The organism is Kribbella sp. NPDC043289 (genome assembly GCF_056436705.1).
Map to the genome: position 1 here is coordinate 55,641 of NZ_JBWKCB010000008.1, position 11,241 is coordinate 66,881.

Genomic DNA, 11,241 nt, shown 5'->3' on the forward strand with positions numbered 1-11,241 from the left:
GCGGCGCGCACCGGCGCCGTACAACTTGAACCTCACGAAGCCCCGAGAAATCCCCCGGAGAAGAGAGTAGGGCACGGAGCGAGATCCTGTGAGTGGTCGGTCCGGGGTTGTGGATATCCTGAGTCGCTGGCGCCGAGGGAGTAGTGAGGTACTGCATGGAACCGGGCACTGTGGTCTGGCGGGAGACCGCTCAGTCCCTGCTGCGGCAGAAGTGGCTGATCATGGGCTGCATCCTGCTCGGACTGCTCGGCGCCTCGGTGTTCGCGCTGTCGCAGACCACCCGGTGGACCGCCTCGAGTCAGCTGGTGATCGGCCCCGCGGTGCCGCCCGCGCTGGTCGGGAAGCTGTCCAGCAGCGGCGCGGACAAGACCGGCCCGCTCGGGATGGACCTGCCGGCCGAGACGCAGGCCCGGGTGATGGCCAGCCCGACGCTGCTCGCCGCCGTGGTGAAGACGCTCGGGATGCCGAACGACGACCAGACCATCCAGGACCTGGCCGCGGTGACCCGGGTGAAGGCCGTCACCGACAACGCGTACCTCGTCACCACCGACGGCCCGACCGCGCAGAAGGCCGTCGACCGGGCGAACGCGATCGCGACCATCTACCTCAACCAGCGCAACGCCGAGGCGAAGGCGCTGCTCACCAACCTGGCCGAGCAGGCGCAGGCCCGTTCGAAGACGGCGCAGACGCAGTCCCGGAGCCTGGTCAGCCAGATCGACGAGGCGGTCGGCCGCGGCGACAACCAGACCGCCGCCGCGCTGCGTGACCAGCGGGTAGGGCTGGCCACCGAGGCTCGGCAGGCCGCCGACGACGCGGCCGCGATGCTGAAGGCGCTGTCGACCGTCGGCGCCGGGAGCCAACTGGTGACGCCGGCGACGACCGACACCGCCAGCTCCTCGCCGATCGTTGCCCGCGACATCCTGGTCGGCGGCATCCTCGGCCTGGTGCTCGGCTTCGGTCTGGCGCTGCTGCGGTCGCACCTGACGCCGTACATCCTGACCCGCGACCAGGCGGCCCGCGCGGCGAGCGCGCCGGTGATGGCGGCGTCCGAGGGACATCGGCGCCGGTTCTGGCAGCGGTCGGCTCCCGAGCTCCCGCAGTACGAGATCACGGCGCTGGGGGCCGAGGCGAGTGGTGCGCTGGCGCGCCGCGAGCTGAACCCGCGCGCGTTCGCCGCCGGTGGCCCGGGCGCCCTGCTCGTGGTGTCCGCGTCCCCGACACCCAACTCGGCCGGCATCGCGCTGGCGATGGCCGAGGCGAACGCCCGGGACGGCCGCGAGACGCTGCTGGTCCTGGCCGACATCGAAGGTACGCCGGTGCTCCCACACCTCACCGGTCACGAGGGACTGACCGACCTGGTGATGGAGCCCGCGGCCACCCGCGCGATCCGGGCCCGGAAGCTGTTCCGCCCGGGCACCGTCGCGGATCTGTACGTGCTGCCGCCCGGCCTCAACCACGAGGAGACTGCCGAGGCCGTCGGCCCGTCGCTGGTCCCCGGCATCGTCGCCGACCTGCCCCCGGGGTACTCCGTGGTGATCCACGGTCCCGCCTCGGTCGGGCGGCACGGGATCTCGCCGCTGGCCGCCGCCGTGGACGCGTCGGTGCTGGTGGTCCAGGTCGGTCTCGACAAGGAGATGGATGTCGCGCGGCTGACCGGGGCGCTGCAGTTCGCCGGTGCTCCGGTGCTGGGCGTCGTCCTGATCGGTGCCTCGGCACAGGACGAGACGCTCGGCATCCCGCTGAACTACAAGCCGCTGGACGCGGCTTCACCGATGCGCTGATGTCGGGCCTGTCGGCGGTTTCGCGGAACCGGCTCGATCCGCCGGTGCCCGGGACGGTCGCCGGCGAGGTCCAGCGGCCGGCCTGGTTCTGGCTGCTGCTGTGGTGCCTGTTCGTGCTGGGCGTCCAGCCGTGGTCGTCGCGGGTCGCGGCGCCGCAGGGGACGACCGGATCGACGAACAGCATGGCGAAGGGCCTGTTGCTCGGCGCGGTCTTCCTGGTCGCACTGGCGGCGACCAAGCCTGGCTTCCGGACCCGGGTGAATCCGGCCAGCTGGCTCTACGTGATGTACGTGCTGTTCGCGTGCGCGACGGCGTTCCTGCTCGCCGAACCGATGGGTCCCCTGACCCGATTGGCGCGGTTCCTGATCGGGCTGGTGTTCGTCTTCCTGCTCTGGCGGCCGCTGGTGCAGGTTCCGGAGCGGCTGGTCCGCGCTCACCTGTGGGCCCACCTGTTGCTCGGGGCAACCGTCATCCTGAGCCTCGCCTATTCGCCGTCCCAGGCGTGGCGGCCGCTGAGCTCGCTCGGTACCGGGTCCCGCCTGCAGGGCGTGATCATCCCGATGCTGCCGCCGCGCGTCGGTGAGGTCGGCGCGATCCTGCTCGGGCTCGCGCTGATCGGGCTGGTCTGCCGGAAGCTGTCGGCCCTGCCCGCGTTCGCCTTGATCGGGCTGGGCGGCGTCCTGATCGCGGCCAGCCGCACGCGTACCTCGGCCGCGGCCGTCGCCTTCGGTCTGGTGATCGGCCTGATCATCACCCGGAAGACCTGGCTCGGCCGGATCGCCTGCCTCGTGGTTCCCGGGCTGCTCGGCCTCGCGTTCCTGACCATCGGGTCGCTGCACAACTGGCTGCTGCGCGGTCAGGGCACGCGGCAGATCAGCTCACTGAGCGGCCGTACGACGAGTTGGCAGGCGGTCCTCGACGAGAAGGTGTCGATCCAGACCGCGATCATCGGCCACGGCCTCGGCAACAAGCGAGTACTGCTCCGCCGTGGTGAGGGCGACATCGACGTGATGGCGATCGACAACAGCTGGCTGGGTCTGTACTGGGAGACCGGGCTGCTCGCCGTCGCGATCGTCGCGTTCGCGCTGATCATCGCGTGGATCTCGGTGCTCCGCGCGCCCACGCCGTACATCCGGGCTTGTGGTGCGTTGCTGCTCGGCTATGTCACCGCGGCGTCGTTGAACGAGAGTGGACTTTCCGACCTGTCCTCGATGACCGTGCACCTGTTGGTGGCTGCTGCGATTTGCGACGCCGACCGGCTGCGGCACCGAAGACGTACCCAGGAACTTTCGCTAGCTGCTCACTGAGTCCTGGTCGAAGCCGGACTGCTGCCATTCGGACCAGGTCATCGACTTGCCGTGGTACGCGAAGCGGTCCTGGCCGTCGGCCACCTGATAGCTGTTCCGGCGGAACGTGATCGCGCCGGGCTGCGCGGGGGAGCGCTTGTTCTCGACGACCCCGAGCGTCGAGGTGGCGTCGCTCATCACGACCAGGTTGCCCTCGACGAGGACGTTGCGCAGGACGTACGTACCGCGCGGACCGTCGCCGCGGGTCCGGGACTGGATGGACAGCGCGTTGCGGTTGTTCTTGATCAGGTTGCCGCGGACCTGGACGTCGGAGGACGTGTTGACGTTGATGCCGCCGCCGTCCCAGAGCGAGCCGCCGGAGCCGCGACCGGTGCCGTACCCGTTGTGCTCGACGACGTTCTGATCGATGACGCCGGCGAAACTGATCTCGTACCGGATGCCGTCCGCCGCGTTGTCCCGGATCCGGTTCCCGGTGATCGTGCGGTCGTACTCCGCGATGTCGCTCCACATCCCGATACCCCGGTTCGCGACGATGTCGTTGCCGCTCACCTCGCCGGACGACCGGGTGGACTTGATCCCGCCGGACTCCCAGTCCGCGATCCAGAAGCCGTCGGTGTTGTTGCCGGTCACCAGGTTCGCGGTGATCCGGACGTCGGCCGACTTGTACTGGCCGATGCCGAGCTGGCCGTTGTTCGCGACGGTGTTCCGGCTGACCTCGGCGTTGTCGCCCTCGATCACCATGATTCCGACCGCGTGGTTCCAGCGCACCTCGTTCGCGGTCACCTTCCAGCCACGGCCGGCCTGCAGCGCACCGGCCTGCGGGCGGCTGGCGAAGTGCTCGATGGTCAGACCGGTCACCGTGACATCGTCCGCGGACTTGTCGATCGCGGTTTGGGTGCGCGACATCTCGACGACGTGCCCAGTGGGATCGTCAGCGGCGTACAGGCTGTTGGTGCGGTAGTCGCCGTAGAAGGTGCCTGGCTTCAGTTGGGTCAGGCTCATCACGCGGGTCAGGTGCTTGCCGTCGACGAACAGTTGCTCGCCGAGCTGGCACGGCTTGGTCTTGTTGTCCTCGCATTGACCCTTGAGTGGGTACGCCGTCGGCAGTGCACCACGCACCACCCAAGCGCTGCCCGCCCGCTGCCATCCGCTGAGTCGGACGGCTCCGCTCAACACCGCGCCGGGGTCACCGGCGAGCGTGTCGCCCTTGCGCGGCTGGACGGCGCGCGTCAGCCGGTGCACGCCCTTCGCGAAGCAGAACGTGGTGCCTTGCGGCGCGGCCTCGATCACCGGCTGCGGATCCGTGCCGACCGGGATCGCGGTCCCCTGGCACGGCTTCGCCGTACTCGGGCCGGTTGGTCCGAGTACGGCGACGGCCGCGGCCGGTGGAGCGGTGGGGACGGTCACCGTGGTTGTCGCGGCCGGTTTCGACGGTTCGGGCGAACCGCTCGTGTCCGAGCATCCCGAAATCAGTAGCAGCGCGACACCGATCGTCGCGAGAGCCTCACGCCTCATCTGCGCGAGGGTACCGGTTCAGAGGTACGTGTCCCGCGCGAGGTCGTACGCGAGCGCCTTGGCGACCTGCACCGCGTCGTCCTCGTCCAGCCGGTGCTGTACGACGAGGTTCGCCAGGTACCCCGCGTCGATGCGGCGGGCCAGGTCGTGCCGGGCCGGGATCGACAGGTACGCACGGGTGTCGTCGACGAAGCCCGACATGTTGTAGAAGCCCGCCGTCTCGGTGACGAGCTCACGGAAGCGGCGCATGCCGTCCGGGCTGTCGAGGAACCACCACGGCGCACCGAGCCGCACCGCCGGGTACACACCGGCCAGCGGCGCGAGCTCCCGCGAGTACACGGTCTCGTCGACGGTGAACAGCACCAGGCGGAACCCGTCCGCATGACCGAACCGCTCGAGCAGCGGCCGCAGCGACCGGGTGAACTCGGTCGCGACCGGGATGTCGTGCCCCTGGTCCGGACCGTACGTCGCGAAGATCGCCGGATCGTGGTCGCGCAGGACGCCCGGGTGCAACTGCATCACGAGCCCGTCCTCGGCCGACATCACCGCGGACTGGTAGAGCATGTGACCCGCGAACGCCTCCGCGTCCTCGGCGGTCACGTCACCCTTCAACGCACCGGCGTAGATGCGCGCCGCCTCCGCGTCCGACAGCGGTACGGCGGCTGTGCTGAGGTGACCGTGGTCGGTGGCGCGGGCGCCTGCCGCGACGAAGGCCTGCCTGCGCTGCCGGAGTGCTTCCAGATAGCCGTCGTACGTCGAGGTGTCGACGTCGGCGAGCGCACCGAGCTGGGTGATCAGTGCGGGCCAGCCGTCGCGGTCGACGTGCGCGATCGCGTCCGGCCGGAAGGTCGGGACGACCCGGCCGGGCAGGTCCGCCGCGAGCTTCGCGTGCTGGGCGAGGTCGTCGGTGGCCGCGTCGGTCGTGGAGATCAGCTCGATGTTGAAGCGGTCGAGCAGCGCCCGCGGCCGGAACTCCGGCTCCGCGATCCGGGCCGAGATCTGGTCGTACAGCTCGTCGGCGGTCTCGGCCGACGGGTGCGCGGTGAGTCCGAGCACCTCGGCGAACTCGTGCTCCAGCCAGTACCGGCTCGGGGTGCCGAGGAACAGGTGCCAGTTCGCGCAGAACTCGCGCCAGATCTCCCGCGGTTCGGCGGTCTGCTTGCCGTCGCGGCGGGGGAGGCCGAGCTTGTCGGGGGAGACGCCCTGGGAGACCAGCATCCGGGTCACGTAGTGGTCCGGAACGACCAGCAGCTCGGCCGGGTCGCCGAACGGGGCGTCGGTCGCGAACAGCCCGATGTCGACGTGACCGTGCAGGCAGAGCAGCGGCAGGTCCTTCGTCGAGGCATGGATCCGGCGCGCGACGTCACGTGCTGCGCCGGCCGGCAGGGCGCGGTCCGGATGAGGCTGCAGGGCCTTCGGCATGAATCCTCCGATGGATGGGCTGAAACGACGCTGCAAAGGATTGCAGTCCGCGCTTGTCAGCACAAGGGACCGTCCACGGGGCGACCGCTTGACACAAACTGCAACCGATTGCAGACTCGTCGCGACCCTCTCGAGGAGAGGCCCTCTCAAGGAGATGACTGTGGCGGCGACGATCCGGGACGTGGCACGGCTGGCCGGCGTATCGCCGTCCACGGTGTCGCGGGCGTTGTCCCTGCCCGGCATGGTGAACGCGGCGACCCGCGCCCGGGTGGCCGCCGCGGTCGAGCAACTCGGGTACGAACCGAACCGCGCCGCCCGCGGCCTGATCACCGGCCGGACCGGCACCATCGGACTGGTCGTCCCCGATCTCGCCAACCCGTTCTTCGCGAGCCTGACCAAAGGCGTGCAGGCCCGTGCCCGCCGGCACGACGTCGCGGTGTTCGTCGCGGACACCGACGAGGACCCGGCGGCCGAGGCCGGACTGGTCCGGGCGCTGTCCAAGCAGGTCGACGGTGTCGTGCTCTGCTCGCCGCGCGCCAGCGACGAGGAGCTGACCGCGATCGCGCAGGACACCACGGTCGTCCTGGTCAACCGCGCCGCTGCCGGGATCCCCGGGGTCACCTACGACAACGAGGACGGCATGCGGCAGGCCGTGGCCCATCTGGTTGCCCTCGGTCACCGTCGGATCGCCTGGGTCGGCGGACCGGCCACCTCCTGGTCGACCCAGCACCGCGGCCTCGGGCTGCGGAACGCCGTCGAGGAACTGCGTGCCGAGCTCGCACCGGTCGGCAACTTCGCGCCGACGTACGAGGGTGGAATGGCCGCCGCGGATCAGGTCATCGCGACCGGTGCGACCGCGGTGGTGTCCTACAACGACCTGGTCGCGATCGGGCTGCTGGCCCGGCTGCACGGGCGCGGCATCTCGGTGCCCGGCGACCTGAGCGTGGTCGGGGTCGACGACATCGCGATGTCGCGGATGGCGCGGCCGGCGCTGACCACGGTCCGGCTGCCGAAGCAGGAAGCCGGCCGGATCGCGGTCGAGCTGCTGCTGGCGATGCTCGACGAGCCCGACAGCGCTGACAGTGCGGTTCTTACGCAGGGGGAACTCCACGGGGAACTGATCGTCCGGGAATCGACCGGACCTGCACCACGCAACTAAGAGAACTGAACACTCCACCGGTGATCAACCCGGCCAGCTTCAACGCAGTGCCGGGCCCGCCTTGATCCAAGGAGAGACACCCGATGCACTTGCAGCGGAAGATGATCGCGACGCTGGGCCTCGGTGCCCTGCTGGTCGCGTGCGGCGCTCCGACGCCGAACAAACCCGCCACCGACAGCGGTGGCGACGTACCCGACAAGCCGGCCAAGGCGGTGACGCTGAACATCCTCGACGTGGCCGGGAACCTGCAGCTGACGCAGGGGATGATCGACGCCTTCGTCCAGCAGCACCAGGACGTGATCTCGAAGGTCACCTACTCGAAGGGACCGGCACCCGAGCTGGCCGGCAAGATCAAGGCCCAGCAGGACGCGAACCGGGTCGACATCGACCTCGTTCTCACCGGCACCGACGGACTCGCGGCCGGTCGTGAACAGGGCCTGTGGACCGACCTGCTGACGAAGTACTCCGAGCGGCTGCCCGGCATGAAGGACTACCTGCCGCCCGCGGCGAAGATGCAGGAGCTGGCCGGTAAGGAGGGCGTGACGGTCACCTACTACCCGTCCGGCCCGTTGCTCGAGTACATGCCGTCCAAGGTCCCGACCCCGCCGAAGTCGGCCGAGGACCTGTTGGCGTACGCGAAGGCCAACAAGGGCAAGGTCATGTACGCCCGGCCCGCGAACTCCGGTCCCGGCCGGACGTTCCTGATGGGGCTGCCGTACATCCTCGGCGACAAGGACCCGAAGGACCCGGTGAACGGCTGGGACAAGACCTGGGCCTATCTCAAGGAACTCAACCAGTACGTCGACTTCTACCCGTCCGGCACCTCCGACACGATGAAGGCGCTGGCCAACGGCTCGGCCAACATCATCGCGAGTACGACGGGCTGGGACATCAACCCGCGCGTCCTCGGCACGGTCCCGAAGGAGGCCGCGATCACGCCGATGACCGGGTTCCACTGGGTCACCGACGCGCACTACGCCGTCGTACCGAAGGGTGTGTCGACCGACAAGCAGGCGGCGATCCTGCAGCTGCTGCAGTTCATGCTGACGCCCGAGCAGCAGGCGAAGGCTTACGACAAGGGCTACTTCTACCCGGGCCCGGCGATCAAGGGCGTCGAGCTGTCGCAGGCACCGCAGGAGAGCCAGGACGCGATCAAGGAGTTCGGCCGGCCGGAGTACGACAAGCTGATCGCCGACAACCCGACCGAGGTACCGCTGGACGCGAAGGCGCTGGTGGCAGCCTTCGACAAGTGGGACCGCGAGGTCGGCGGCAGCAAGGTGAAGGGCCAGTGAGCGGGTTCGACCAGCTCCGGCTCGACGGTGTCACCCGCCGGTTCGGTACGGCGGACGCGCCGGCGGCGTTGTCGGGGCTCGACCTGACGATCGAGCGGGGCGAGTTCATCGCCCTGCTCGGCCCGTCGGGCTGCGGCAAGTCGACCGCACTGAACTGTCTCGCCGGCCTGCTGCCGCTCACCGCGGGGTCGATCTGGCTGGACGACCAGCAGATCGACACGTTGCCGCCGGAGAAGCGCGGCTTCGGGATGGTGTTCCAGAACTACGCGCTCTTCCCGCACCTGACCGTCCGCGACAACATCGCCTTCGGGCTGCGGATGCGTAACCTCCCGAAGGCCGACGTACGGCGGCGGACCGGCGAGGCGATCGAGATGGTGCAGCTGGCCGAACACGCGAGCAAGCTGCCCGGCCAGTTGTCCGGTGGTCAGCAGCAACGCGTGGCGATCGCCCGCGCGACCGTGCTCGAGCCTTCGCTGGTGCTGATGGACGAGCCGCTCAGCAACCTGGACGCCAAGCTCCGCCTGGAAATGCGCACCGAGATCCGCCGGCTGCACCAGTCGCTCGGGCTCACGACCGTGTACGTGACGCACGACCAGGAAGAGGCGCTCAGCATGGCCGACCGCCTGGTCGTCATGCGGCAAGGCAAGGTCCAGCAGATCGGTACGCCGGAGGAGGTGCACACCAGGCCGTCGACCTGGCACGTCGCCGACTTCATGGGCTACCGCAACCTGCTGCCCCTGAAGGCGTCCGCGATGAATGGCGACCAGGTGACCGTCGACCTCGGCGGTACGGCGATCCGCGGCGCGGCGCAAGGTGCCGTCGCGCCGGGGGACGACGTGATCGCGGCCGTGCGACCCGAGGACGTGAAGCTCGGGGACCAGGGCGTGAAGGGTCTCGTCGAGGTCGTCGAGTACCAAGGCCGCGAGCGCGCGGTCGAGGTCGTGCTGGACGGCGAGATCCGGATCCACCTGCGGACCGAGCAGCGGGTCGAGCCGGGGGAGCAGGTGGCCCTGTCGGTCACGCCCGGACGGCTCCTGGTGTACCCGTCATGAGCGCGACCTGGCAGCACCGGCTCGCCGAGCGCGGCGTGGACCGGCGGTTGTGGTTGTTGCTCCCGGCCACGATCTTCGTCCTGCTGCTGTTCGTCTATCCGTTCCTCTACGGGCTCAGCCTGTCGTTCCAGCCGATGAAGGGCGGCGGCGTGCTGGCCAACTACACCAAGTTCTTCGGCGACGCGTACCAGCGCGACACGATCATGACCACGCTGAAGATCGCCCTGCCCGCGGCGTTGCTGAACGTGCTGGCCGCCGTACCGATTGCCTTCCGCCTGCGCGGCCGGTTCCGCGGCAAGCGGCTGCTGACCACGATCCTCGTCGTCCCGATCACGCTCGGGACCGTGCTCACCGCGCAGGGCCTTCTGAACTACCTCGGCCCGACCGGGTGGTTCAACCGCTTCCTGCGTGCGCTGCATCTGGTCGACGACCCGATCCGGTTGACCAACAACTACTGGGGCGTGTTCTTCTCGCTCGTGATCACCGGGTTCCCGTTCGCGTTCTTGCTGGTGCTGTCGTACTTGAGCGGCATCGACCCGACGCTGGAGCGGGCTGCGGCCACGCTTGGTGCGTCGCGGGCGCAGCGGTTCCGGCGGATCACGCTGCCGTTGCTCGCGCCCGGGCTGGCGACGACGTTCCTGCTCACCTTCGTGCTCGCGTTCTCGGTGTTTCCGTCCGCGGTTCTGGTCGGTAATCCGGCCGGATCCACGCGAGTGATCTCGCTGGCGGCGTACCAGGCGGCGTACGAGCAGTACGACTACTCGTATGCGTCCGCGATCGCGATGGTGATGGGTGCGGTCGAGCTGATCGTGGTGGCGATCGTGTTGATCTGGCGGTCCCGGCTCTACACCGGTTCGACGGGAGGCAAGGGATGAGACTGCGGACAACCCCGTTGGGGTGGGTCATCTGGGCCGTCGTGGTGTTCTTCTTCGTCAACCTGGCCGGCGTCGTGTTCTCGGTGCTGGTCAGCTCGTTCGGCACGCAGTGGTTCGACACCTGGCTCCCGAGCGGCTTCACCACCAAGTGGTACGGCGACGCGTGGCACGAGTTCACGCTGCTCCACGTCATCCTCGTGACGCTGCTCGTATCGGCGCTGGTCGTCGTCCTGTCGGTCCTCGTCGGCGCGCCCGCGGCGTACGTGCTGGCGCGGAAGAACTTCCCGGGCAAGCGGCTGGTGTACCTGACGTTCCTGCTGCCGATCCTGATGCCGCCGATCACGTACGGCATCCCGCTCGCGACCGTGCTGTACAAGTTCGGCTTCGCGGGGCACCTGTCCGGCGTCGTGCTGGCGAACCTGGTGCCGTCGGTGCCGTTCGTGATCCTGACGATGACGCCGTTCATCGAGCAGGTCGACCCGCGGGTCGAGGACGCGGCCCGGATGCTCGGGGCCGGCACCCGCGCGGTGTTCCTGAAGATCCTCGCGCCGCTGCTCGTCCCCGGGCTGCTGGCGTCGGGGATCCTGGTGCTGGTCCGGACCGTCGGCATGTTCGAGCTGACGTTCCTGACCGCCGGTCCGGATTCCCAGACGCTCGTCGTCGCGCTCTACTACTCGATGTCCGCGGCCGGAATCCGGGCGCAGCAGTCCGTGGACGCGATGGCGATCATGTACACGGCGATGATGCTGGTACTGCTGGTGGTGGCGCTGCGGTTCGTCAACCCGACGCAACTGGTCGCCCGTGTGAAGGAAGAACCATCCGAATGAGAGGTGTTCTG

At 69.2% G+C, this 11,241-nt stretch carries 9 protein-coding genes; 7 read left to right on the top strand and 2 right to left on the bottom strand.

What is annotated here, in order from left to right:
• Positions 1–155 precede the first annotated feature (155 nt).
• Both AC0662_RS35310 and AC0662_RS35315 read left to right on the top strand, forming a co-directional pair.
• Positions 156–1,781 carry a Wzz/FepE/Etk N-terminal domain-containing protein gene (locus AC0662_RS35310; RefSeq protein ID WP_452203463.1) on the top strand — a complete coding sequence of 542 codons (1,626 nt, stop codon included), beginning with the start codon at positions 156–158 and terminating at the stop codon, positions 1,779–1,781.
• Positions 1,781–3,088: an O-antigen ligase family protein gene (locus AC0662_RS35315; protein WP_452203462.1), complete on the top strand. Its 1,308-nt coding sequence runs from the start codon at positions 1,781–1,783 to the stop codon at positions 3,086–3,088. The genes AC0662_RS35310 and AC0662_RS35315 overlap by 1 nt, the downstream gene beginning before the upstream one ends.
• Here the strand turns inward: AC0662_RS35315 and AC0662_RS35320 are convergent.
• Positions 3,074–4,603 carry a right-handed parallel beta-helix repeat-containing protein gene (locus AC0662_RS35320; RefSeq protein WP_478306135.1) on the bottom strand — a complete coding sequence of 510 codons (1,530 nt, stop codon included), beginning with the start codon at positions 4,601–4,603 and terminating at the stop codon, positions 3,074–3,076. The two genes, AC0662_RS35315 and AC0662_RS35320, sit on opposite strands and share 15 nt — an antisense overlap.
• Before the next feature lie 18 nt (positions 4,604–4,621).
• A complete protein-coding gene (gene uxaC, locus AC0662_RS35325) occupies positions 4,622–6,025 on the bottom strand; it encodes a glucuronate isomerase (protein WP_478306137.1) in 1,404 nt (467 codons plus the stop codon).
• A 160-nt stretch (positions 6,026–6,185) separates the two neighbouring features.
• Between uxaC and AC0662_RS35330 the strand changes: the two genes are divergently transcribed.
• The 5 genes from AC0662_RS35330 (at position 6,186) to AC0662_RS35350 (ending at position 11,230) form a co-directional block, all read left to right on the top strand.
• A complete protein-coding gene (locus tag AC0662_RS35330) occupies positions 6,186–7,184 on the top strand; it encodes a LacI family DNA-binding transcriptional regulator (protein ID WP_452203459.1) in 999 nt (332 codons plus the stop codon).
• Positions 7,185–7,267: 83 nt separating this feature from the next.
• A complete protein-coding gene (locus AC0662_RS35335) occupies positions 7,268–8,476 on the top strand; it encodes an ABC transporter substrate-binding protein (RefSeq protein WP_452203458.1) in 1,209 nt (402 codons plus the stop codon).
• On the top strand, positions 8,473–9,528 hold the full coding sequence (locus tag AC0662_RS35340) for an ABC transporter ATP-binding protein (protein ID WP_478306139.1): 1,056 nt from the start codon (positions 8,473–8,475) through the stop codon (positions 9,526–9,528). The genes AC0662_RS35335 and AC0662_RS35340 overlap by 4 nt, the downstream gene beginning before the upstream one ends.
• Positions 9,525–10,403, top strand: a complete 879-nt coding sequence (locus AC0662_RS35345; RefSeq protein ID WP_452203456.1) for an ABC transporter permease — start codon at positions 9,525–9,527, stop codon at positions 10,401–10,403. The genes AC0662_RS35340 and AC0662_RS35345 overlap by 4 nt, the downstream gene beginning before the upstream one ends.
• Positions 10,400–11,230 (top strand): ABC transporter permease, encoded by an 831-nt coding sequence (locus tag AC0662_RS35350; RefSeq protein ID WP_452203455.1) that lies wholly within the window; start codon positions 10,400–10,402, stop codon positions 11,228–11,230. The genes AC0662_RS35345 and AC0662_RS35350 overlap by 4 nt, the downstream gene beginning before the upstream one ends.
• Positions 11,231–11,241: the final 11 nt, after the last annotated feature.

Coding starts and splice junctions, on each gene's coding strand:
- uxaC (WP_478306137.1), bottom strand. CDS start 6,025: ATGCCGAAGGCCCTGCAGCCTCATCCGGACCGCGCCCTGCCGGCCGGC.
- AC0662_RS35345 (WP_452203456.1), top strand. CDS start 9,525: ATGAGCGCGACCTGGCAGCACCGGCTCGCCGAGCGCGGCGTGGACCGG.
- AC0662_RS35315 (WP_452203462.1), top strand. CDS start 1,781: ATGTCGGGCCTGTCGGCGGTTTCGCGGAACCGGCTCGATCCGCCGGTG.
- AC0662_RS35350 (WP_452203455.1), top strand. CDS start 10,400: ATGAGACTGCGGACAACCCCGTTGGGGTGGGTCATCTGGGCCGTCGTG.
- AC0662_RS35320 (WP_478306135.1), bottom strand. CDS start 4,603: ATGAGGCGTGAGGCTCTCGCGACGATCGGTGTCGCGCTGCTACTGATT.
- AC0662_RS35335 (WP_452203458.1), top strand. CDS start 7,268: ATGCACTTGCAGCGGAAGATGATCGCGACGCTGGGCCTCGGTGCCCTG.
- AC0662_RS35310 (WP_452203463.1), top strand. CDS start 156: ATGGAACCGGGCACTGTGGTCTGGCGGGAGACCGCTCAGTCCCTGCTG.